Genomic DNA, 23,839 nt, shown 5'->3' on the forward strand with positions numbered 1-23,839 from the left:
TTGTGAATCACTGCCAGCGACTATAATCTGCTTACTATACGGGTACAATATAAGCAGTTATCCTGGTATAAGAAGGTACCATGCTATGACCTCAACATCAGAAGCCCTGTCCGGCCCGAAGGCCCTGGGCGCATTCCTGCGCGCCCACCGGGAACGCATCACGCCGGAAATGATCGGCCTGCCCAGTTCGCCGCGCCGCCGCACCAGCGGCCTGCGCCGGGAAGAGCTGGCGCAAATCAGCGGCATCAGCGCCACCTGGTATACCTGGATAGAGCAGGGGCGAGAAGTGTCGATTTCACCGCACACGCTGGCGCGCATCGCCAAGGCGCTGCGCCTCGGTAATGCGGAACGTCACTACCTGTTTACCCTGGCGCGCGTGGCCGACCCGCAACAGACGCCGCAACAGGACGGCGTCAATCAACTGATTTTGCACAGCGTACAGGCGGTAACGGTGCCCTGTTATCTGCTGGACATCACCTGGAATATGCTGGCCTGGAACGCCCAGGCGGAAGCGCTGTTTGCCGGCTGGCTGGGCGAGGAGGCCCAGCCTAATCTGCTGCACTTTATGTTTTTCCATCCGCTGGCAAAAACGCTGGTCGATGACTGGCCGGATCGCGCCCGCCGCGTGGTAGCCGAGTTCCGCGCAGAAACCAGCCATCATCAGAGCAGCGAAACCATGCGCGCTTTCGTGCGCCAGATGACGCACCACAGCGAAGATTTTAACCATTGGTGGCAACAGCACGACGTGATGGCGCGCGCCGGCGGGGAGCGTCGTTTTCGCCATGCCGAGCAGGGCCAGATGCGCTACCAGCAGCTGACCCTGCACCCGGCGGAAAGCAGCGCGCTGAAGCTGGTGATGCTGATGCCCTTGCCGTAATTGGTAACAAATTTGCAGCCAGCTTTACTGACGCGCTATTTATTGCCGCCGGCAAACCGGCTAACGTGACAGCGATCAATCTTTATTTTCCTGGAGTCATCCAATGCAATCAGAAGAACAACGCCTTATCGATGGCCTGTTCGGCCGCTTAAAAGAGGCTGAAACCAAAACGGGACAACGGGATGCTCAGGCAGAACAGCAAATTAACCGGCATCTGAGCGAACAGCCCGCCGCGCCTTACTATATGGCGCAGGCGATCATTATTCAGGAAGCCGCGCTGAAGCAGTTGGATCAGCGGGTCAAAGAGCTGGAAGGCCAAGTCACGCAGCTACAGCAGAACGGCGCCGGCCAGCAAAGCAGCGGCGGATTTCTCGCCGGGCTGTTTGGCGGCGGTACCGGCCGCAGCGCCCCCAGCCCGCAGGCTCAGGCCCAGGCGCGTCAGCAGAACAACGCCGCGTGGAATAATCAGCCGCAGGGCGGCTATGCGCCGCAACAGCAGCAGGCCACGCCGTCACGCGCCGGCAGTTTCCTCGGCGGTGCGCTGCAGACTGCCGCAGGGGTTGCCGGCGGCGTCATGCTGGCGGATATGCTGACCGGTATGTTCCGCCATACCCAGCCGGAAGAGATTGTGAATATCATTAATGAAACGCCCGCCGACGACGCGCAGAACGCTGCGCTGCAGGATGATAGCGCGATGCGTGAGTTTGATGCGTCCAATAATCTCGACACCTTTAACAACGGTGACGGCAGCTTCCTGTCGCAGGACAGCGGCTGGCAGAATGCCGATTATCAGAGCGATGATTTCGCCGACGATGACGGCTTCGGCAATGATGATGATTCATTTCTTTAACGATTAACGCCGCCCGCAATGCCAGCCAGCGCCGCCTGTCTGGCATTTTTATTGCCCGTGACAAGGAACGCATCAGACTGGTTGCCGGGGCACGGCTGACGCCCTGCCGGTACGGGGATTACTGCGGGACTTCGTCCGTTTCGATACGCGCCAGCGCGCGACGGTAGGACTTTACTTTCTGGCGCTTCTTCAGCCAAGTGGTAGTGGACACCAGAAACATGACGCCGGACATGGCCAGTACGCCGGTCGGATGACCGTAGAAGACCATCAAAACAAAATATACCGCCGAAACAATCGCTACCCACTTCGCCATATTACCGACGGCGTGTTTCTCCCGACTTTGGCGACGAATATATTCTTCTTCACTGATTCCCATATGCCTCTCCTTTTATCGTCGAATAGGTATTATATGGGGATCAATTGCTGCAATTTCAAGCAGCTCCTACGTAAAGAAGCGTAAACCAGCGCCGCCTGCGGTAAGCCGGCCGGCTCATTTCGGCCGGCATACCCCCATTAAGACGCAGGCGGCACCGGCGGCTGAGCCGGCAGCTCAACCACCGACACCCGTACTTCATAGCGCTTGGCCTTGCCCGCCGGGATCACCGAGGTCAGCTTATTGATGGTTTCCGTCGGGTTGTCGCTCAGCGATGAGGCGCAAAACAGCTCGCCGCCGTGGCAGAAGCCGGGCTTAGGCATCGGATGCGGCCCCGGGAACGGCGGGCGCTCTTTCCCCGCCATCTGCGGTGCAGGCGCCTCTTTGGCCGTCGGTGCCGATATCGCGCTGCTGCTGAACAACACCGCGGCGGCCAGCGCCGGCAGCGCCAGAGCTTTCAATCGCATTTTCATCATATCACTCCTTATTGAACGGGAACGTCCCTAACCTACTCCGCGCCAATACGCTGAGAAAGCGGCTTTTCGCTACCTTTTCACCATGCTGCCATTTGCTTACATCACGCAGGATTACGTAAGGAAAATGCCTGCCGCACCCATAAAAATGCCGGTCAGCATGTACTGACCGGCAATAAGAGTAGATGGCAGAATTGTTCAGCGTTCCAACTGCGCTTCCACCGGCGGCATCACGCCAAACTCGCCGCTGTTGAAATCATGAAACGCCTGCTGGATCTCCGCTTCGCTGTTCATCACAAACGGGCCGTAACCGACGATCGGTTCATCGATCGGCTCCCCGCTGAGCACCAGCAGGCTCACGTCGTTGTTGGCCTCAACGGTGATGCTGTCGCCGGCGCGATCCAACCGCACCATCTGGGTTTCACGCACGATCTGCTCATCATTGACCAGCACCGCGCCGTGCAGGATCACCAGCGCCAACGTATGGCCCTCGGTCACCGTCAGCTCCGTGCGATGGCCGGCATTCAGCTTCATATCCCAGACGTTCAGCGGGCTGAAGGTGCGCGCCGGGCCGGCGTGACCGTCAAAGTTACCGGCAATCACCCGTACCTGGCCGGCACCGTCCGCCAGCGGAACCTGCGGAATCGCCTGATTCAGCAGCGTTTGGTAACCCGGCGCCGCCATTTTGTCTTTGGCCGGCAGGTTCACCCACAGTTGCACCATCTCTACGGTGCCGCCGTGGCGGGAAAACGCCGTAGAATGAAACTCTTCATGCAGAATGCCGGAAGCCGCCGTCATCCACTGTACATCGCCGGGGCCAATCACGCCGCCGCCGCCGGTGGAGTCGCGGTGTTCCACTTCTCCCTGATAGACGATGGTTACGGTTTCAAACCCACGGTGCGGATGCTGGCCGACGCCGCGCCGCCCGGTGGTTTCACGAAACTTGGTCGGCGCCGCATGATCCAACAGTAGGAACGGGCTCATTTCCGCCCCCAGCTCGTTATATGAGAACAGGGAGTTGACCAGAAAACCGTTGCCGACCCAGTGCGCCTGCGGGCTGTCATACACGCCAAGGATCTTTTTCATCATTTCTCTCCGGTTGCGGACCCCACGGCCCTACTCGATGACGGCAGTGTAATTCACTCTGAATTGCTCAGGTAGTCGGCAAGATATACACTCAGCGTTCTACCAGTAGAACAATGGAGTGACGGTGTTGGTTGATTTAAACGATCTGTTCTTTTTCGCCAGCGTGGTGGATCACCGGGGATTTGCCCCGGCCGGCCGGGCGCTCGGCATCCCCAAATCCAAGCTCAGCCGCCGGGTGGCGCTGCTGGAAGAGCGGCTCGGCGTGCGGCTGCTGCAGCGCTCAACGCGTCGCTTCTCGGTCACCGAGGTCGGCCAGAGCTATTACCGCCACTGCAAGGCGATGCTGGTAGAGGCCGAAGCGGCGCAGCAGGCGATCGAACAAACCCGTGCCGAGCCTTGCGGCACGGTGCGCATGAGCTGTCCGGTGGCGATTTTGCATACCCGCGTTGGCGATATGCTGGCCGCCTTTATGGCGGATTATCCGCAGGTCACGCTGCATCTGGAGGCCACCAACCGGCGAGTAGACGTGGTGGGCGAAGGGCTGGATCTGGCCATCCGCGTACGCCCGCCGCCGCTGGAAGACAGCGATCTGGTGCTGAAAGTACTGGCGACCCGTCGCTGGTGTATCGCCACCAGCCCGGCGCTGGTACGCACCTTGGGCGAAGTGCGGCAGCCGGAGGATCTGGAGCGCTACCCGACGCTCGACCTCGGCCCGGCGCGCGCGCAACATCAGTGGACGCTGTACGGCCCGCAGGAAAAAACCTTCCGCTGGGAGCACCATCCGCGCCTGGTCAGCGACGATATGCTGATGCTGCGTAAAGCGGCGATCGCCGGCGCCGGCATTGTGCAACTGCCGCGTATGATGATGCACGATGAAATGCTACGCGGCGATTTAACCCCGCTGCTGCCTGACTGGCACCCCGAAGGCGGTATCGTGCATGCGGTCTACCCGTCCCGCCGCGGCCTGCTGCCGGCGGTGCGGCTGCTGCTGGATTATCTCGGCCAGCAGTTCGCCGCGCTGGAAGAAGAGTAATCTCCGGCAGGATGTTGTCTATACTGTGCAATAACAACGTTACCGCAGACGTAACGGTTTGGGCGCTAAAGGAAAACTATGTTACTGAGAATCGCAAGGTGGCTGTTTCAATTACCCGGCAGGCTGTTTGGCATGGTATTCAGCCGCCGTCTGACGACCTTTATCTTTTTTATGCTGGTGGCGCTGGGCGTCATCGCCGTGAAGCGCTATCTGCGCACCGACCCGCAGGCCGAGCCGCTCTCCCCGGCCGCGCAGCCCCACTATGATATTCAGCGCGAAGTGCCGCCGCGCGAGGCGCGCGGGCAGTGCGGCGGGCCGCTGCACGACAACCAGGGCAGCCCCTGGCCGGATTCCGCCGGCTATTTACGGCAGCCCGACGCACAAGAACGCGGCCGGACGCAGCGCATCACGCTGGATAATCAGCATAACGCCTTCGCCGTGCGGGTAAAACTGGCCAGTGCGGAAAACCCGCAGCACGTCGCCGACCTGTTTATTCCCGCCGCCGCCAGTTTCAGTATCCAGACCACCGCGGCGGAACGCTATGTGATGAAAGTGAAAGATATCCAAAGCGGCTGCAGCTACCGTTCACAGCCCTTTGCGCTGGCCAGCGACCACAACTGGCGGCTGCCCATCAGCCTGCACAGCCACGGTAAGGTGCAATTTCAGGCCATTGACGCCGGCCAGTTTTAAGCGCGCCGGCGCGCTATTTTTTCACCGGATGGTCACGGCGGAACAGCTGCCAGCTCTCAATTTCTTCACCGCTTGGCAGCGTACAGGTGGAATACTGGCCGTGCTCATTCTCTTTGGCGTTCAGTTTGCCGCCAATCTCCGTGCAGTAAACATCGGCCGGATTCGCCATGCCGATGGTTCGTGGCGGCGGCGGCGCATCATTATTGGTTTTCATCTGACATCCTTGCAGCAGCGCTGCGCCTGCGAGCAGGGAAAGCAACAACGTTTTTTTCATGATTTCACTGTGATCCGGCCCGCGCCGTAAGTCACGCGCGAGGGGTAGAAACAACAACGCTGCGGCACATCACGCCCCGCAGCGTCAGATAATATCAGGTGCTTAAGAAATAAAGGATTTGCCCTGTTTCAACACCAGATCGCAGGCTTTCTGCTTCACTTTTTCGGTGATCTGCGAGGTGCCGAGGTTGTTCAGATCCAGGCTCTTGCCTTCGCCGGTTTGCAGCAGGCCGCCCAGCCCCTGCTGGTAGTCTTCGCTTTTGGCGTCAGACTCGCTGCTGATGCCCAGTTTCCCCAGCAGTTTGTCTTTCACATCCGCCGCGCCGCTTTCCGACAGGACATTGTTTTTCACGCAGTACTGCAGGATACCGGCCGCGTTGGTCATGCTGCCGGAGCTCAGCGCCTTGTCGCCGCCGTTCAGCAGACCGGTCAGGGTCGACAGCGACGTACCGCCGCTTTCCCCACCGGATTTGCTCAGTTCGCCGGCGGCGTTGCTGACGGAATCCATTAAACCGGCCTGCGCCGCGCCGGCGCTCAATGAGGTGGCCAATGCCAGCGCCAACAATGCACGATGCTTATTATTCATAGTGTTCAAACTCCTGTCTTCTCTACGGTAAACGGCGATATCGCCGGAACATACTTTCGGACGCTGTGCGCGTCGACAAGTTCCATTTAACTGTTCGCCGCAGAATTTTTAGGATTATGAGCAAACTGCGGCGGCTCAAAACTGCCAGCGCAGCCAGGCGAAGAACACGTTGCCGTTATTGTAGGTGCCGGGAATATAGGTCGCCTGAAACGTCAGTTTTTTATAACCGACCGACGCCAGCGGCAGCGGCGCAGGGATCGGGATATAGTTCCAGTTATCGCGGGCGGTCACGCTGGCGGTGAAGCCCAGCCCCAGGCGGAAATCCTTATCATCCAGCGGACGCCAGATTTTCTCATAGGCGTAGCCGCCGATCGGCTCCCATTTATTAAAGGAGTCTTTAAACGCCATGATATAAATGCCGTGCCAGTCGCCGTCCTGATCGAAGCGCGAGATGCCGTAGCCGGCGCCCCATGGCCGCTCGTTGTACTTGTCGATATGTTCATCGTCGTACGTCCAGCGGTTGTGCCAGGTGATCGCCGGAATATAGAGATCGTGGTTCGGCGAATTGTTCCAGGTTTCCGCAACGTTGTCCGTAAAGCGCTGCCACAGGCCCGGTTTCTCCGCCGGTGCGGCAGTGCTATTTTCTGAACTAACCTCAGCCAAAGAAGGCAGTGCAGGAAATATCAACGCCATACAGCCGGCAATGCATGTCCGTTTCAACAACATAAAATAACTCCTGTACAAATTACGGCCGGGGATTCTTACCGATTGCACCTGCAAGATCAAGCCAGGGCAACACTTTCCCGCCGTAAACCGCTGTTCGTTGTCTTTTCGTTAAGTTTAGCCGCTGAATATCGACATTTCGTTTTTACCGGACCAGAACCCGGTAAGACCTCGACGAAAATAGCGCCCGGCCGCGCCGTGAAAAAATATTTACCCCGCTCAAAAATCAGAATGTGATCGCACGCGGCGCCGGCGGCCTGACCTGTCACGGTAATTGTTAACTGCCGCACACATTTCCCCCACATAGCGCAGTTAATTAGATGTAAATCATTTGTGACAAGTTATGTTTAAAAAACAATTAGCACGGTTAATTATTGATATTACGTCGTTTCGCGGCCGTCTGCTGCTACACCGGCGTTAATCTCCGTCGGCCTACCGGCCCCTCATCCACGCCAGAAAAATGCATACCGGTAAAAGTACCGGCTATTCTTCCCTGTCCTTGCCAATACGCCGCCCGGCATCATCCGCACTATTTTTCCTTCATCCTTTCGCCGCTGAAAAATACCCGGCCCACATTATCAGCCTGCCAATTTATCGTTTTCAGATAGTTTCATACGTAAAGCTCCCCATACATTTCCGGCATACGGCGCCAGCCGCCGTTATCTTGAAGCCCGCCCGTGTTTACATAACTGTTATAGCAACGGACGCAATGCCATTAACGCCTCGCGACCTCTGTACACCGACAAATACAACATCGCCAGCAGCCACGCTTGCTGATTTCTACCTGAAACAAAAAAGACAATGAATTCGGAGCTAGAGATGAAAATCACTATCGGACAATTTATCCTGCAACAACTTCGCACCCTGAATATTGAACATATCTACGGCGTGCCCGGCGATTATAATCTGTCGCTGCTGGAAATGATTGAGCATGACGATAGCGTGCAGTTTGTCGGCAACTGCAACGAGCTGAACGCCTCTTACGCCGCCGACGGCTATGCCCGTCTCAACGGCGCCGGCGCGCTGATTACCACCTACGGCGTCGGCGATCTGGCCGCGCTGTCCGGCATTGCCGGCGCCTATGCCGAGTCATCGCCGGTGATCTGTCTGGCCGGCACCCCGCCGCTGCACGCGATGAAAGATCACGCCCTGCTGCACCATTCGCTGGCGGACGGCAACTTCGACAACGTGATGAACTGCTTTAAACAGTTTACCGTCGCCCAGGCGCTGATTACGCCGGAAAACGCCGCCAGAGAAATTCCACGGGTGATTGCCGCCGCCTGGACGGAGAAAAAACCGGTCTATCTGCAGTTGCCGTCAGATATCTGCGAGGTGCAGATCGATATCGCCGGGCCGGTTGCCGCGCCGCAGCTGCCCGCCAGCGATCCGCACAACCTGCAGCTGGCCGCCAAGGTGCTGCTGCAGCGGCTGCGCAGCGCCAAACATCCGCTGATGCTGGTCGATCAAATGGTCGACCGCTATCAGCTGCAGCAACTGACTATCGCCGTGGCGCAACGCTTCGGCATTGCGCTGACCAATATGCCAACCGCCAAATGCATTATTCCGGAGACGACCGCCGGCTGGATGGGGGGCTACAGCGGTAACCTGTCGCGTCCGGAGCTGTTTGAACTGATGGCCAAATCCGACTGCGTGCTGAGCTTTGGCGTACGTCTGGTGGATTCCACCACCGGCTATTTCTCCCACCAAATCCCGGCCGCGGCGCAGGTCGATATCCAGCCCTACTCGCTGAAACTGGATAACACCGCCTACCCGGCGGTGGCGACCGCCGATTTACTGCAGGCGCTGCTCGACGCCGACGATCGGCCACACGCCGCGCCAATGGCAACGCTGCCTAACCCGCACGCCCAGCTAGCCGCGCCGAGCGACGCGCCGCTCGATCAGGCCTATTTCTGGCAGCGAATGAGTCGCTTTATTCGTGAGGATGACGTACTGGTGGTGGAAAACGGCACCTCGGGCGCGGCCGTCGGCGGCATACGAATGCCGGACGGGGTAAAAGTGGTTAACCAGCCGATCTGGGGCTCGATCGGCTACACCCTGCCGGCGCTGCTCGGCACGCTGATGGCGGCGCCGCAGCGACGCCATATGCTGTTTATCGGCGACGGCTCCTTCCAGTTGACCGCGCAGGAAGTCTCGACCCTGCTGCGCTATGAGCAGAAACCGATCATCTTCCTGATTAATAACGACGGCTACACCATTGAGCGCTACATTCTGGGGGAAAATTCGTCCTACAACGATATTGGCCCGTGGGACTACGCCAAACTGCCGGCGGTGCTTAATACCCAGGCGCGGCCGTTCTGCGCAGCGGTAGAAACCAGCCAGCAGCTGGAAATAGCGCTGGAACACGCCTCACGTCAGGAGACGCTGGCGTTTATCGAGGTAAAACTGCCGATGATGGATACGCCGCCGGTGATGAAAGAGTTCTGCAACCGCTGCAACAGCTTTAACTTCGGCCTGACCAACCCGCGCCGCAGCGCATAACGCTCTCCACGGCCGGCGTCAGGCACTGCCCCGCCGGCCGCATTCCGTCTTAGCGGGCGCGCGCCATACAGCGCTGACGCCGCTCGTCCACCCGCTTGGCGAACCAGGCGGTGGTCAGTTTACGGGTAATTTTCGGGCTTTCCAGGGTAATGCCCGGCAGCATTTCACGCGGCAGTTTTTTCCCGGCGGTGTTATCCGCCAGCGCAAACACCTGCTGATACAGATCGGTGTCTTCAAACTCCAGCGTATCCCCTTTCTCCAGCGCACGACGAATGGCGGAATGACTGATATCCAGCCGCTTCGCCAGCGTGCGTACCGCCAGTTCGGTGGTGCCCGGCTTATCACTGCCATAAATAATCAAATCGCCGTCCAGCGCCAGCGGAATGCCGCTGACCTGGCTGACCGCACTCTGGAAGGCGGCATTGCGGCTGGCGTACCAGCCGGCGTTAAAGTCGGCGAAGCGGTACAGCGAGCGGCTGTAATTGGCCGGATAATCCAGCAGGTGCATAATGCCGAAATACATGCCGCCACGGCGGCTGAACACTTCGCGACGAATAGAGCCGTCGACCGAGTACGGGTAGCCTTTGGCATGCGCTTCGGCAAAAGCGATGCTGACCTGCATCGGCCCGCCGGTATGCACCGGATTGAGGTTGCCGAACAGGCGCTGCCCCATCGGCACCATATCGATAAAGTCGTCGAAGATGGCGCTCAGCTCTTTTTCACTGCGCACCTTGTCCAGGCGCTCGCTGTAGCTTTTGCCGTTGGATGATTTAAGCAGCAGCGCGGTGCGCACCACAAAATGCGGGATATGCAGCTTATCGGCCCGGCGGTCGATCTCCTGCCAGGCGATTTTCGACAGCCCCGGCACCTGCGGGTCGGCATGGAAGGTGGACTCCTGCTCGGTCACCGCCAGCACGGCGCACAGGTTCTCATCGCTGGCGTCCAGCCCCTGAGCGGCAAAGGCCGCGCTAATGTCGCCGGCCCATCCCTGCTTATTCTGCGCGTTGGCCGGCATCAGTTTGACCACCTGCGCCTTCACCTCCGCCGGAGTGCGGCTTGGCGCCTGCGGCGTAATTTTGCTGGTACAGCCGGCCAACACCAGCAGCGCGGTCAGCGTCAGCGCGCGACCGGTAAATGTTCGATAGTTAGGCATCTTTTCCCTGATCGTTAAGGTATGTGCGCCCAAGACGTTATCCCAGCCGCGCCGGATGATCCAGCCCCACGCGGGAAAATCCGCCGTACCGATTCTGCGATGGCAAGCCGGCGCAATAAGGTGTATTTTACATGCAATTTAAAACTCAGCCCGAACAAGGAGCACACCATGTCCGCAGACATTCAGCCGGAAGACTACTTTCATCAGAAATATGGCTTAACCCGCACCCACTCGGAAGTGATTGCCGCCGCCGGGCGACTGCCCGCCGGCAAGGCGCTGGATCTGGGCTGCGGCGGCGGGCGCAACGCGCTGTATCTGGCGTTGAAGGGCTTTGACGTCACCGCCTGGGATAAAAACGCCGTGGCAATCGCCGAGCTGAACCGCATTATCGACGCCGAAGGGCTGAGCGCGATCCGGGCCGCCGAGCAGGATCTGAACAATCTGCGTTTCCACGGCGACTATGATTTTATTCTCTCGACGGTAGTCATGATGTTTCTGCAGCCTGCGGCGATTCCGTCAATCATTCAGGATATGCAGGCCAGCACCGTCAGCGGCGGCCATAACCTGATCGTCGCCGCGATGGATACGCCGGATTTCCCCTGCCCGCTGCCGTTCCCCTTCGCCTTTAAGCCCGATGAACTGAAAAACTACTATCGAGACTGGCAGATAGTGAAATACAACGAAGACGTCGGCGAACTGCATAAAACCGACGCCAACGGCAACCGCATCAAGCTGCGCTTCGCCACGCTGCTGGCGCGCAAGCCGTCCGCACTCTGACGGCCGCCCGCAAGGGCCGATTATCTGCACGCCGAAGCGGGAATCGCGTTGCCAATCTCGGCGCGCGGCGTTAGGATCGCGCCCGGCCAAAAGACGGGCCAGGGATTACGCCGCACGCCGCGCTGCTTCACGACGATCAACGCGCAGATGCGGCCAGGCATTTTGAGAGGTTATCGTGTTAGAAAGTTTCGGCGTCCTGAATTTATGGACCTATCTGGCCGGGGTGATATTTATTATCGTGCTGCCCGGCCCTAATACCCTGTTCGTACTGAAAACCGGCATCTCCCGCGGCATCCGCGCCGGTTACACCGCCGCCCTCGGCGTATTTATCGGCGACGCTATTTTGATTTTTTGCGCCTATATCGGCGTGGCCACGCTGATCCGCACTACGCCGCTGCTGTTTACGCTGGTGCGTTATCTGGGGGCAATTTATCTGCTGTTCCTCGGCGTGAAGATCCTCTACGCCAACTTTGTGCAAAAAAATCTGCCGGAACACCAGACGCTGGAAGACAGCCACAGCATTCTGCGCAAGTCGCTGACGCTCAGCCTGACCAACCCCAAGGCGATTTTGTTTTACGTATCTTTCTTCGTGCAGTTTATCGACTTCAACTACACGCATACCGGCCTGTCTTACACCATTCTGGCGATGATTCTGGAATCGGTCAGCTTTATCTATATGAGCACGCTGATCTTTGCCGGCAGCATGCTGGCGCACTTCTTCAGCCATAAAAAACGGCTGGCCAAACTGGGCAACGGCCTGATCGGCCTGCTGTTCCTCGGCTTTGCCACCCGCCTGGCGACGCTCAGCTCCTGAACCGCGCCAAAACCGGGGCGCCTTAACGCCCCGGTATGCCGCCGTCATTTTGTCACGGCGGACAAACCGAATGTCAGACAGAGCAAATTTTCCTCCCGCCATCGCGATTATGCTAAGTCGGTGAAGTTTTTCCCGATCGATCTCTTCGTATGACAGGAGGGCATATGCCTGATACTACCGTAGCAGTGATGGACAACGTGTTGCGCTTTCTTGAACGTCAGCACGGCTTGTATATCGATGGACAGTGGCAGAGCTCGCAGTCTGCGACGCGGCTGCCGGTCTATAACCCCGCCGACGGCAAACAGATCGCCACCAGCGCCGACGCCAGTGCGGACGATGTCGCCCGCGCGGTGCAATCCGCCCATCGGGCGTTCAGCGACGGCGTCTGGTCACGGCGCCTGCCGGCCGAGCGTGAACGTATTTTGCTGCGCTATGCCGATCTGGTAGAGCAGCACGCCGAAGAGTTGGCGCAGTTGGAAACGCTGGAACAGGGCAAATCCATCAATATCTCCCGCGCGTTCGAAGTGGGCTGCACCCTGAACTGGATGCGCTATACCGCCGGGCTGAGCACCAAAATCACCGGCCAGACGCTGGACGTTTCCATTCCGATGCCGCCGGGCGCCAACTACCAGGTATATACCCGCAAAGAGCCGATCGGCGTGGTGGCCGGCATCGTGCCGTGGAACTTCCCGCTGATGATCGGCATCTGGAAAGTGATGCCGGCTCTGGCCGCCGGCTGTTCAATCGTGATTAAACCGTCGGAAACCACGCCGCTGACCCTGCTGCGGATGGCTGAACTGGCCAGCGAAGCCGGCGTGCCGCCGGGAGTATTCAACGTGGTGACCGGCAGCGGTGCCGTCTGCGGCAAAGCGCTGACCGAACATCCGCTGGTCGCCAAAGTCAGCTTTACCGGCTCGACCGCCGTCGGCAAGGGCATCGCCCGCGCCGCCGCTGACCGGCTGACGCGCGTGACGTTAGAACTGGGCGGCAAGAACCCGGCCATCGTGCTGAAAGACGCCGATATCCCGCAGGTGGTTGAGGGTCTGATGATGGGCAGCTTCCTGAATCAGGGCCAGGTGTGCGCCGCCAGCTCGCGGATCTATATTGAAGCGCCGATCTACGACCAACTGGTCGCCGGCTTTGAGCAGGCGGTGAAATCCCTCAGCGTCGGGCCGGGGATGGATCCGGCGGCGCAGATCAACCCGCTGGTTTCCCGCGCGCACCGCGACAAGGTCGCCGCCTATCTGGAAGACGCCAGAAACAAGCGCGCCGAGCTGATCGGCGGCGCCAGCGGCCCGGCGGGCGACGGCTTCTATATTCCGCCGACGCTGGTGGTCAACCCGGACGACAGCCTCAACCTGACGCGCGAAGAGGTGTTCGGCCCGGTGGTCAACCTGATTCGGGTGGCGGACGGTGAAGAGGCGCTGCAGAAGGCCAACGATACCGATTATGGCCTGACCGCCAGCCTGTGGACCACCAGCCTGCAAACCGCGATGGCCTATACGCCGCGCATTCAGGCCGGGACGGTGTGGGTCAACACCCATACGCTGATTGACGCCAATATGCCGTTCGGCGGCTTTAAGCAGTCAGGCAGCGGCCGCGACTTCGGCCCGGACTGGCTGGATGCCTACACCGAAAGCAAATCTGTCTGTATCCGCTACTGAATGCCCTTCCCCCGGCCCGGCCGGGGGCTTACTGATAGCGCTTGCGGTATTCGCTGGGCGAAATGCCAAAGTGCGTTTTAAACGCGGTGGAAAAATGGCTGTGGTCGCGAAACCCCCAGTCATCGCTAAGATGGGATAATTTTTGCCATGCCGGCGCATGGCGCAGCGCCTGCGCGCACAGTTCCAGGCGGCGCTGTTTAATATATTGCGCCACCACCAGCCCGTGGCGGGCAAACAGCCGGTACAGCGTACGCAGCGACATGCCGATCTCCTCCGCCACCCACTCCGGCCGCAAACTCTCGGACTGAATATGGCGATCGATAAAGCGTAGCGCCTGATTAAACCCGCGTTCGCCCTCCTCTCCCGTCGCTTCCCCGCCGACCAGCAGCGGATGCAGCAGGCTGGCCAGCGCGTTCAGCGTGGCTTCGCTCTCTTCCGCCCCCAGCGTCGGGCCGTTGATATAGCCGCACACCAGTTGATGGCTGAATCTGACCAGCGCATTCCCGGCATCAAGACGCGCGGCGCACTGCACCTTGCCGCGACGCGCCGGAGATTCAAGATAGTGACGCGGCAAAAGCAGCGAGATTTGCTGCGAATCATGCTGGAACAGGAAATTGCTGGGCCGCCCGGCGTCAATCAGCGTCATATCGCCTGCCGACAGGCATGCCTGCCTTTCACCCTGCTCCATCAGGGCGCTGCCGCGCAGTTGAAAGACGGTAAAAAAGTAGCCGCCATTGCTCTGGGCGACATCCCGCCGGGTGCGGTACAGCCGCGTCTGCGCCGCATCAACGATGCTCAGCCGCAGCGCATGCGTATGGTATGCCTGCATCGCGCCGCTGAACGCCGGCCCCAGCGTTGTGGCGCGAAAACGCCCGCAGGCCGCGTTGATGCTTTGCAGCCATTCGTCAAAACCGGCACTCCGGGCCTGTACGGTAACCGCCATAATGTCCCCTTCCAGCTATCAGCAGTGACGCAGATAACAGCGGCGTCGATCGTTCAGCCAACATAGTCACTCGTTAACTTTTACGCAACAACACAAGGGAGATTTAGCGATGCGATCACAAGTTTGCGCCCGCCGGCGGCATTCGGCGGGGAAGATAACGTCTAAAAAATCGGGGGCGGCAACGCTGCCGCCCCCGGAGTTGTTACAGGGATTGTTTCGCACTGACAGGCTCAGGCCTTAAGGTGTAGGCGTTGGAGCAGGTTTGGCAGGGCAGTAGTTCTTGGCCACAACGTTTATCGTCTTGCGCGGTACGCCATACTTATTGCGGCATTCCACCACCGAATAGCATAAATCGCTATTTCCCCCGGCGCCCCATTCAAACGTTTCCGGGCTGCAGAAAAGAATATAACCGCCGATGACCTTATCAGCTTTTTTCATGCTTATTTTTTTCATTGTAATATCCTTATATGGTGATATTGATACATCAAATAAGAAAAGCGCCAATCTTTAAACTGAAGCACATAGACAGCGTCTCCCTCACGCCAGCAATTCTAATCACTCAGGGAACGAGAGTAAAATAACAACATCATAAATGGATAACAACGGGATATAACTGAATACTTTCAAAGAAAATTAACTCCGCTTGAAATGAATCGTCAGCGAATATATCTATAACATATGGAAAATAAAAAGCAGCATCTCTCTGTGCTGAGGGCGTAAAATCACTGACCATAAATCCGCTACCTGTCGGTAATGGTATTGCCGGAAGCGCGTTGCTGAGGGTAAAGCCGAACGTTGAAATCAAACAGGCGGGGATTGGGTGCGGCAATGCGCCGCACCCGGCAAAACGATTACGGCGTCGTTGGAGGCGTGGTGGTGCCGCCGCCGGTAGAGGCGCAGTTGCTTACTGGCACGTAAAACATCACTTTCGTCGGCTGGCCAAACTTGTTGGTGCAGTTTCTGACTGCGGTGCAGCTTTCAACTCCGCCTACCGTTGATTTCTCATAGGTGGTTGCTGAACAGTTATAATAACCGCCGATGATGTTGGAAGATTCCATCATGGTCATCTTTTTCATTTTTTATCCTTAATAATGATATTGGTGTGTTTGCATAAGAAAATATCTTGATTTACTTTCAATAATAACCAAGACAAATATTACTCTCATGCCGATTAATTATATGGATCGATAAAAAAAAGAGTCAATTGCATTCCATCTTCGCGGGCAACAAACAGAAACACCCGCAATAAAAAACAAGAATAATCACATAAATGCACCCATTTAAATTCACCAACGAAATAACACATAATACTATAAGGCCAAATCTTATCGTTTCTCTGGCCTGCTCCTATGCCGAAAAATAAAAAATCAGCGACAAACGCTGATACGCCACACCACCACCTTACGCACAGACCCGCACTCTCTTCTCAGCTAGTCTGGCAGGTGATAACAACCTGTGATTGAGGAGAAAAGCATGAGCCATCTGCCTGCCGCCACGGACTTTCGCCAGTTTATCGACTACTTGCGCGCGCATCAGGAACTGCTGGATATCAACATAACCGTCAGCTCTGAGCTGGAAGCCGGCGCGATTACCCGCAAGGTCTATGAAACCGGCGCCCCGGCGCCGCTGTTTCAGACGCTGGAAAACAACCCGCACGGCTTCAGGATCCTCGGTGCCCCGGCCGGGCTAAGCCGCCGCGACGGCCAGCGCTACGCCCGTCTCGCCGCCCACTTCGGCCTGCCGAAAAACGCCACGCCGCGCGAAATACTGGAGACGATTATCAGCGCCGGCGATCGGGCGCCCATCACGCCGGTTCAGGTCAGCAGCGCACCCTGCAAGCAGAACGTGCTGCTGGGCGATGACGTCGATCTGCACCGCTTTCCCATTCCGCTGCTGCACCAGGAAGACGGCGGTCGTTACTTCGCCACCTACGGCTTCCACGTGGTGCAGTCACCCGACGGCCGCTGGGACAGCTGGTCCGTGGCGCGCGCCATGCTGCACGATCGGCGCACGCTGGTCGGCCCGGCGATGGCGCAACAGCATATCGGCATGATCCATCAAATGTGGCGTGAACAGGGCAAGAATACCCCTTGGGCGATGGTGCTGGGCGCACCGCCGGCGGCGATGGCGGTCGCCGGTATGCCGCTGCCCGCCTGGGTCAGCGAACCGGGCTACATCGGCGCGCTGACCGGCCGGCCGGTGGAGGTAGTCAAATGTGAAACCAACGATCTGTACGTGCCAGCCTCGGCGGAAATCGTGGTGGAAGGCGAGATCAGCGTCGGGCAAACCGCGATGGAAGGCCCGATGGGCGAGTACCACGGTTACGCGTTCGCCGAAGGTAAACCGCAGCCGTTGTTCCACGTCAAGGCGGTGAGCTATCGCGATCGCGCCATTTTGCCAATCTGCGTCGCCGGTACGCCGCCGGAAGAAAACCACACGCTGTGGGGCACCATGATTTCCGCCGAAGCGCTGAAACACTGCCGCCAGCAGCAACTGCCGATCGATATGGCCTGGTGTTCCTATGAGGCCGCCACCTGCTGGCTGGTGCTGTCGGTGGATATTGAAAAACTGGCGGCGCTGAATACCGACGCCGACGGCCTGGTACAGCTGATTGCCGACAAATTTTTCACCTCGCACGTCGCCTGGCTGGTGCCGAAAATACTTCTGGTCGGCAACGATATCGATATCACCGATATCAATCAGGTGGTCTGGGCGCTGGCAACCCGCAGCCATCCGAAACGTGATTTCCATGACTTTAGCGACAGCCCCGGCATTCCCATGGTGCCATATCTGGACGCCGAGGATAAACAGGCCGGCAGAGGCGGTAAAATGATCATCAACTGTCTGTTCCCGGAAGCATTCGCCGGGCGACAGCGCGCCACCACCGCCAATTTTGAACACTCCTACCCTGAGACGATTAAACAGCAGGTGAACCGCCGCTGGCGCGATTACGGCTTTTAATCCCGCGGTCTATCGCATGTGATATGGCAACGACACCCGCAGCCTAAAGGCGGCGCTCGATGTCCTGAGCGCCAACTGAATGCTCCCCCGCCGGCGCATCGGCGGGGAGAGAATGCGCGCCGTGGCGCGTTCTTTTCGGCATCATATTGTTCATATCAATACCCGATGGCTTCTGATAGATACCCAGCGCAAAATAGCGGGCGGTGGCGTACATGTATTCGAAAATTTCCGACTGCGTATCTTCGTACTCGCTCCAAAACACCTTCGAGGTAAAGCAGTACACCTCGATAGGCAACCCCTCGGAAGTCGGGCTAAGCTGGCGCACCACCAGGTACATATCATTGCGGATATCGTCGCGCGCCTTCAGATACTCAAGCAGATACTTGCGGAACAGGCCCAGGTTGGTAATGCCGTGGTGGACCAGCTGTTCGTCGGACAGCGTTTCCATCTTTCCGCTGAGATAGTCGCTCAGCCCGGCGAATTTCACCGGCGATACCGTTTTCAGTCGCTCCAGCAGCGCGCCGTCGGCAAAGGTGATGCTGGACTGATCGATAAAGAAACTGCGCTTGATACGTCGGCCGCCCGAGGAGAACATCGGCTGCCAGTTAGTATAGGTTTCGGTAATAAAGTTCTTGGTCGGCACCCGGGAAACGGTGTTGTCCCAGTTGCGGATGGTGATGGTATGCAGCGCGATATCCGTCACCTCGCCGCTGATATTGCCCTGCGGCATCTCCACCCAGTCTCCCAGCTGAATCACATTGGATGACGACAGCTGGATATTGGCCACCAGCGAAATCAACGTATGCTGGAACACAAACATCAGCACCGCGGCGACCGCACCCAGACTGGAGATAATGATCACCGGCGATTTGTTGGACAGCGTGGCGATCACCAAAATGGTGGCGATCGACGACACGATGATCTTGCCGATCTGCACATAGCCTTTGATCGAGTGGGATTTTTCGCCGTGCTTGCGGATATAGGCGCTGTTGCTGATATCCAGCAGTTCATTAATCAGCATCGCAGAGTGGATAATGAACAGCACGCCGCAGATCGCCTGAATGGTTTCCAACAGCCCTGACGGCAGCCCCTGCACCAGTCGCGACAGGAAATAAACCGTCACCACCGGCACAATATTGGCCAGCCGTCTGGCGACCCGCATATCTTTATCCAGCGGATCGGATTTATGGGTGTGTAAGATAAAGCGTCTGACAATGCCCAGTAGGAACAGTTTACAGACCACAAAGGAAACGAAGCCGGCGAAGAGCAGAAAAGCGATCGACAACAGGGAAAACGTCAGCGGCGTCGCCAGCAGCCAGTTCCAGATAGATAACAGCTCTTGCATGTCAGAGATCTCAAGAAAGGAAAATTCCCTGCCACAAGAATAGCGACTCTTCGCCGATTTTTTTCACCAAACATGTGATTGAGCGCATGGAACTGCCCGTTTGACGCGATATCTCCCCTCCCAGAAGTTCTGATAAGACGCGCGACCAAGCGCGCGCCATCCGACATAACGTTACACCGCCTCTTTGGCACCACGGCGCAGAGAAAACGGCCCGGCTCCGCTGAGGGTGAACACGGACATCAGCGTAAAGCCCAGCGTAACCAACCCCAGTACCAGATACGCGCCCTGGAAGCCGATGCTTTCATACATATTGCCGGCAAACACCGACATGAAAATCATCGCCAGCTGCTTGAAGAAACAGAAGCACACCAGATAGATGGTGGCCGAAAAGCGCACCTCAAACTGGCTGGTGATATATTTGAAACAGCCGACAATCAGGAACGGCACCTCAAACATATGCAACGTTTTCAGGATCACCACTTCCAGCGCCGAGGTGGCAAACGAGGAGCCGATAATACGCACCGACATAATGGCGCCCGCCAGCAGCAGCGCATTCTTGCCGCCGATACGGTTGACGATCAGCGGTGCAAAAAACATGATAGTGGCGTTCAGCAACTCGCCCAGCGTGGTGACATAGCCGAACACCCGGGTACCCTGTTCACCGGAGGCGAAGAAAGAGGTGAAAAAGTTGGCGAACTGCTGGTCAAACACATCGTAGGTGCAGGAGACACCCACCACGTACAGCGAGAGGAACCACAGCTTCGGCTGTTTGAACAGTTCCAGGGCCAGCTTCAGGCTAAAGGCGCTCTGATTGGCGCCCACGGCGTCCGCCACCACCGCAGAAGAGTGCGTATCGGTGCGTGAAAAGAACAGCAGCAGCGCCAGAATCACGGCACAGCCGGAACCCAGCCAGAACACAAATTCGTTGTTGATGGTAAACATAATGCCGACGATCGAAGCGCACAGCGCCCAGCCCACGCAGCCAAACATGCGCGCACGGCCGAATTCAAAGCTGCTGCGGCGGCTGACTTTTTCAATATAGGCCTCAATCGCCGGCGCGCCGGCGTTGTAAATAAAGCCGAGGTAAATCCCGCCGACGATCGAGCCCAGTAAGATATTGAACTGTAATAGCGGCCCGAAGACGTAAATAAAGAACGGGGCAAACATCACCAGCATACCGGTGATCACCCACAGCAGATGTTTACGTAAACCAAGCTTGTCGGACAGCAGCCCGAAAACGGGCTGGAACAACAGGGAAAACAGAGAAATACAGGCAAAAATAACGCCGGTATCCCGTTGGCTGATATGATTAATATCGTGTAGCCAGATAGGGAAGAATGGGAAATAGGCTCCCATAATAAAAAAGTAAAAGAAGAAGAAGAAACCGAACATCCAAAAATTAGTATTTTTTAAATAATACATCATGGATTTCCTCAGTTAAAAAAATGGGCAGGCCCAGGCCTGCCCGCTTATTATTGTTGACCCCAGACCAGCTGGTAGCGATAGCGCCCGGCGCTGAGCAGGTATTCCGGTGCGACAGAAGGACTCCAGGAGTCGTCGCCGCCGATCCCCATATGGAAACCGTCAATATTCAGCCAGACGCCCGCCTCCGTCTGCAGCAGGTGACGATGGCTGGTTTCCATCAGCTGCTGCTGGCTATAACGGCTGATGTTGAACTGGAAGTCGCCGCTCCAGCGGTGCGCGCCATATTGCAGTTCGCGGGTGCCGCAGCGCAGGCCGTTTTCGCACGGGAAGACGTACGGGGTGTACATCGCCTCCAGCGGCTGCTCCCAGCGGTCAAAGCAGGCGGCGGTCAGGCGGTCCGGGTAATTCTCGTGCGGCCCCAGCCCCAGCCAGTTCACGCGCTGCGCCAGCTGCGACAGCTGGCAGCTCAGGCCGATGCGCGCCGGCGGCGGCGTGCCGTTGGCGACCTCAACCTCCGCCGTAATCTGCAAATCGCCACGGCCGTCGATGCGATAGGTTTTGCGGCTGATAAACAGCGTTGCTCCCTGATGCTGCCAGGCATGCGCGGTGGTGATCAGCACCGCACGGGGCAGCGCTTCGGCCTCGCACTGCAGCAGCGCGGCCTCTGCCCGGTAGTGGCCGGCGGCCTTCCAGCGTTCAACCCAGGCGTTCGGGTCGATGCGGGTCACCTCGCTGACGCCGATGTCATTATCCAGCGGCGCGCGGGTGAACTGGTCGCGCAGCGGGCTCAGCAGCTGCGCCTCTTCACCGATCCAGTACTGCATCAGCACGCCCTGCCGGCGGCAGAATTCCCAGCGCTTATCACCCAACGCAATACTAAAATGCGTCTCGCTGCTGGTCAGCTGCGGAGCCTCGTCGGCGTACGCGGCAGGCTGCACGTCGAGTTTTTCCTCCAGCGCCCACTGCTGCCAGGCGCTGATATGCCCGGCCGGTGACCATGCCGTCGCCTGCGGCTGCGCCACGTGCACCGTCAGCCACAGCTGCCCCGCCGCTTCCGGCATCGGCACGGCCGGTAAGGTGATCAGCTGACGGCCCTGCGGAGCGATATCCAGCACCACCTCTCCCGTAGCCAGCGGCCGGCCGTCCTGCGCAATCGACCAGTGCAACACTTCGTTATCGCTATGGCGGAACAAATATTCGCTGACGACTTCAATCCGGCGCTCATCACCCGGCAGCAGCGTAAACTGGAACAGCTGCTGCGCATGTTTGGCCTCGTACAGCGAAGGATGCGGCGTGCGGTCTGCAAACAGCAGCCCGTTCATGCAGAACTGGCGATCGTTGGGCGTATCGCCAAAATCGCCCCCGTATGCCGCCCACGGCGTACCGTCGGCGTCATACTTGGTCAGGGACTGATCCACCCAGTCCCAGACAAAACCGCCCTGCAGTCGCGGATACTGGCGGAAAGCCTGCCAGTATTTCGCGTAGCCGCCGAGGCTGTTGCCCATCGCGTGGGCATATTCACAGAGAATCAGCGGGCGCTGCTCTCCCGGCATCGACAGCCACTTCTTGATCGACCATTTTGGCGCGACGGGGAACGGTTGATCCTGATCGACGCGCGCATACATTGGGCAAATAATATCGGTCGCCGCGGTATTCGCGCCGCCGCCCTCATACTGCACCGGACGCGACGGATCGTCCGTTTTCAGCCAGCGGTAAAGGGCATCGTGGTTGGCGCCGTGGCCGGACTCATTGCCCAGCGACCAGATAATAATGCTCGGGTGGTTGCGATCGCGCTGCACCATGCGCGTTACGCGCTGGCTCATGGCCGGCAGCCAGCGCGGATCGTCACTCAGCCGGCTCATCGGCGTCATGCCGTGCGTCTCGATATTCGCCTCGTCCACCACATACAGGCCGTAGCGGTCGCAGAGCGTGTACCAGCGCGGATGATTCGGGTAGTGGGAGCAGCGCACCGCGTTAAAGTTATGCTGCTTCATCAGCAGAATGTCCTGCAGCATAGTCTCTTCGTCCATCACCTGGCCGCGCTGCGGATGATGCTCGTGGCGGTTGGTGCCGCGAATCAGCAGCGGTTTGCCGTTCAGCAACAGCAGACCGTTTTCAATGCTGACCTGACGGAAGCCGACATCGCAGGCTTCCGCCTCAATCAGCGTGCCATCGGCGCGCTGCAGCAGCACCACGGCGCGGTACAGGTGCGGGGTTTCCGCACTCCACAGCGCCGGGCGTTCAACCTCCAGCCGCAGCGTAGCGCGCTCGGCGTAGGCGCCGCGCTCATCAATGGCGGCGCTGCCGAAAGGCGCACTGGCCTCTGCCGTCAACGCGTCGTCCCGCCACAGCTGAACGGTGACGCGTAAATCGTCACGCGGCTCCCCCGCCATCCTGACCTCGGCCTCCAGACACGCGCGGCTAAAATCATCGTTAAAACGGGTCGTGATGCGCAGATCGCCGATGTGCGCCGCCGGTTTATGCAGCAGGGAGACGTCGCGGAAAATACCGCTCATCCGCCACATATCCTGATCCTCCAGATAGCTGCCGTCGCTCCAGCGCAGCACCATGACCGCCAGACGGTTTTCACCGTTGACCAGAAAATCGCTGAGATCGAATTCGGACGGCAGGCGGCTGTCCTGGCCGTAGCCGACCCAGCGCCCGTTGCACCACAGATGGAACGCGGAGTTCACGCCGTCAAAGATGATACGGGTCTGCTCACCGCGTATCGCCTGCTTATCCAAACTGAATGTGAGCGAGTAACAGCCTGTAGGATTGTCGGCCGGCACCTGCGGCGGATCGACCGGAAACGGATAGGTAATGTTGGAGTAGATTGGCGCATCGTAACCGTCCATCTGCCAGTTAGAGGGGACGGTCACGGTGTCAGCATCGGTCAGATCGTTCAGCAGCCAGCTTTCCGGCACCGCTTCCGGCGCGGAAAACCAGGCAAATTTCCAGTCGCCGTTCAGGCTGCGCACTCGGTCGGCGTGGTGGTTATGTCGCGCCTCATCGGCATTGCGCCAGCTGCAAAAAGGCGGGTGGGCCTCCAGACGGTTAAGCTGTGTCACGCCGGGGTTTTCCCAGTCACGACGCGCCAGAACGGCGGCAAGTGAATCCGTATTCAGGGTCATGGCTATGTCCTATCAAAAATTGATATCCGCTCACAATTGATAAAGAACATACGGAGACGGGGCAATTTCTGTAAAGGAGTAGCTGTTTAATGAGTGAGCCGACTCACATTAATGGCGCCATTTAGTGAAAAAATGTGAGCGCTTCGCCACAGCGCACGACCGT

Annotated in this window: 22 protein-coding genes; 9 read left to right on the forward strand and 13 right to left on the reverse strand. The window is 58.4% G+C overall.

All coding sequences use genetic code 11. The features are described from left to right. The first annotated feature begins 85 nt into the window (after nt 1-85). Together HF675_RS18605 and HF675_RS18610 are read left to right on the forward strand one after the other, a co-directional pair. A complete protein-coding gene (locus tag HF675_RS18605; protein ID WP_160028151.1) occupies nt 86-877 on the forward strand; it encodes a helix-turn-helix transcriptional regulator in 792 nt (263 codons plus the stop codon). 103 nt (nt 878-980) lie between these two features. Further along, nucleotides 981-1,727, forward strand: coding sequence for a DUF2076 domain-containing protein (locus HF675_RS18610; RefSeq protein ID WP_105229967.1), 747 nt, complete (start codon nt 981-983; stop codon nt 1,725-1,727). 118 nt (nt 1,728-1,845) lie between these two features. Here HF675_RS18610 and HF675_RS18615 read toward each other — a convergent pair whose 3' ends face one another. The 3 genes from HF675_RS18615 to HF675_RS18625 form a co-directional block, all read right to left on the reverse strand. Next, nucleotides 1,846-2,103 carry a hypothetical protein gene (locus HF675_RS18615; protein WP_105229966.1) on the reverse strand — a complete coding sequence of 86 codons (258 nt, stop codon included), beginning with the start codon at nt 2,101-2,103 and terminating at the stop codon, nt 1,846-1,848. A gap of 137 nt (nt 2,104-2,240) precedes the next feature. Further along, complete coding sequence (locus HF675_RS18620; protein WP_105229965.1) at nt 2,241-2,573, reverse strand: hypothetical protein; 333 nt, start codon at nt 2,571-2,573, stop codon at nt 2,241-2,243. Nucleotides 2,574-2,771: 198 nt separating this feature from the next. Beyond that, nucleotides 2,772-3,659, reverse strand: a complete 888-nt coding sequence (locus HF675_RS18625; protein ID WP_187044771.1) for a pirin family protein — start codon at nt 3,657-3,659, stop codon at nt 2,772-2,774. Nucleotides 3,660-3,786: 127 nt separating this feature from the next. Between HF675_RS18625 and HF675_RS18630 the strand changes: the two genes are divergently transcribed. After that, nucleotides 3,787-4,692, forward strand: coding sequence for a LysR family transcriptional regulator (locus HF675_RS18630; protein ID WP_232251666.1), 906 nt, complete (start codon nt 3,787-3,789; stop codon nt 4,690-4,692). A gap of 78 nt (nt 4,693-4,770) precedes the next feature. Beyond that, on the forward strand, nt 4,771-5,382 hold the full coding sequence (locus tag HF675_RS18635; protein WP_105229962.1) for a hypothetical protein: 612 nt from the start codon (nt 4,771-4,773) through the stop codon (nt 5,380-5,382). A gap of 13 nt (nt 5,383-5,395) precedes the next feature. Here HF675_RS18635 and HF675_RS18640 read toward each other — a convergent pair whose 3' ends face one another. The 3 genes from HF675_RS18640 to pagP form a co-directional block, all read right to left on the reverse strand. After that, a complete protein-coding gene (locus HF675_RS18640; RefSeq protein WP_105229961.1) occupies nt 5,396-5,656 on the reverse strand; it encodes a DUF333 domain-containing protein in 261 nt (86 codons plus the stop codon). 102 nt (nt 5,657-5,758) lie between these two features. Next, entirely contained in the window at nt 5,759-6,241 is a 483-nt protein-coding gene (locus HF675_RS18645; protein WP_105229960.1) for a DUF2501 domain-containing protein, read from the reverse strand. A gap of 135 nt (nt 6,242-6,376) precedes the next feature. Next, nucleotides 6,377-6,967 (reverse strand): lipid IV(A) palmitoyltransferase PagP, encoded by a 591-nt coding sequence (pagP, locus tag HF675_RS18650; protein ID WP_105229959.1) that lies wholly within the window; start codon nt 6,965-6,967, stop codon nt 6,377-6,379. A gap of 816 nt (nt 6,968-7,783) precedes the next feature. On the opposite strand from pagP, the gene HF675_RS18655 reads away from it, so the two are divergent. After that, nucleotides 7,784-9,463 (forward strand): alpha-keto acid decarboxylase family protein, encoded by a 1,680-nt coding sequence (locus HF675_RS18655; protein WP_187043554.1) that lies wholly within the window; start codon nt 7,784-7,786, stop codon nt 9,461-9,463. 49 nt (nt 9,464-9,512) lie between these two features. On the opposite strand, the gene HF675_RS18660 is transcribed toward HF675_RS18655, so the two are convergent. Next, entirely contained in the window at nt 9,513-10,616 is a 1,104-nt protein-coding gene (locus HF675_RS18660; RefSeq protein ID WP_105229957.1) for a DUF1615 domain-containing protein, read from the reverse strand. A gap of 99 nt (nt 10,617-10,715) precedes the next feature. Between HF675_RS18660 and tehB the strand changes: the two genes are divergently transcribed. The 3 genes from tehB to HF675_RS18675 all read left to right on the forward strand — a co-directional run bounded on the left by tehB (nt 10,716) and on the right by HF675_RS18675 (nt 13,871). Beyond that, nucleotides 10,716-11,393, forward strand: coding sequence for a tellurite resistance methyltransferase TehB (gene tehB / locus HF675_RS18665; RefSeq protein ID WP_255427305.1), 678 nt, complete (start codon nt 10,716-10,718; stop codon nt 11,391-11,393). A 175-nt stretch (nt 11,394-11,568) separates the two neighbouring features. Continuing rightward, complete coding sequence (gene leuE / locus HF675_RS18670) at nt 11,569-12,207, forward strand: leucine efflux protein LeuE (protein ID WP_187043556.1); 639 nt, start codon at nt 11,569-11,571, stop codon at nt 12,205-12,207. A 164-nt stretch (nt 12,208-12,371) separates the two neighbouring features. Next, the gene (locus HF675_RS18675; RefSeq protein WP_105229954.1) at nt 12,372-13,871 is read left to right on the forward strand and encodes an aldehyde dehydrogenase family protein; all 1,500 of its coding nucleotides are present in this window, start codon (nt 12,372-12,374) and stop codon (nt 13,869-13,871) included. A gap of 28 nt (nt 13,872-13,899) precedes the next feature. Here HF675_RS18675 and feaR read toward each other — a convergent pair whose 3' ends face one another. The 3 genes from feaR to HF675_RS18690 form a co-directional block, all read right to left on the reverse strand. Continuing rightward, complete coding sequence (gene feaR / locus HF675_RS18680) at nt 13,900-14,814, reverse strand: transcriptional regulator FeaR (protein WP_187043557.1); 915 nt, start codon at nt 14,812-14,814, stop codon at nt 13,900-13,902. Between the two features lie 237 nt (nt 14,815-15,051). After that, nucleotides 15,052-15,267, reverse strand: coding sequence for a DUF4762 family protein (locus HF675_RS18685; RefSeq protein WP_145961156.1), 216 nt, complete (start codon nt 15,265-15,267; stop codon nt 15,052-15,054). A 398-nt stretch (nt 15,268-15,665) separates the two neighbouring features. After that, entirely contained in the window at nt 15,666-15,890 is a 225-nt protein-coding gene (locus HF675_RS18690) for a DUF4762 family protein (RefSeq protein WP_105229952.1), read from the reverse strand. Nucleotides 15,891-16,287: 397 nt separating this feature from the next. Here HF675_RS18690 and HF675_RS18695 point away from each other — a divergent pair, with 397 nt between their 5' ends. After that, a complete protein-coding gene (locus HF675_RS18695) occupies nt 16,288-17,775 on the forward strand; it encodes a UbiD family decarboxylase (protein WP_187043558.1) in 1,488 nt (495 codons plus the stop codon). Between the two features lie 43 nt (nt 17,776-17,818). On the opposite strand, the gene HF675_RS18700 is transcribed toward HF675_RS18695, so the two are convergent. The 3 genes from HF675_RS18700 to HF675_RS18710 form a co-directional block, all read right to left on the reverse strand. Beyond that, on the reverse strand, nt 17,819-19,120 hold the full coding sequence (locus HF675_RS18700; protein ID WP_187043559.1) for a mechanosensitive ion channel family protein: 1,302 nt from the start codon (nt 19,118-19,120) through the stop codon (nt 17,819-17,821). A 171-nt stretch (nt 19,121-19,291) separates the two neighbouring features. Further along, complete coding sequence (locus HF675_RS18705; protein WP_105229949.1) at nt 19,292-20,542, reverse strand: MFS transporter; 1,251 nt, start codon at nt 20,540-20,542, stop codon at nt 19,292-19,294. A 50-nt stretch (nt 20,543-20,592) separates the two neighbouring features. Beyond that, nucleotides 20,593-23,676, reverse strand: coding sequence for a beta-galactosidase (locus HF675_RS18710; RefSeq protein WP_187043560.1), 3,084 nt, complete (start codon nt 23,674-23,676; stop codon nt 20,593-20,595). Nucleotides 23,677-23,839: the final 163 nt, after the last annotated feature.

The organism is Serratia sp. JUb9, from assembly GCF_014298095.1.
GTDB classification, from domain to species: Bacteria; Pseudomonadota; Gammaproteobacteria; order Enterobacterales; family Enterobacteriaceae; genus Serratia_B; species Serratia_B rhizosphaerae.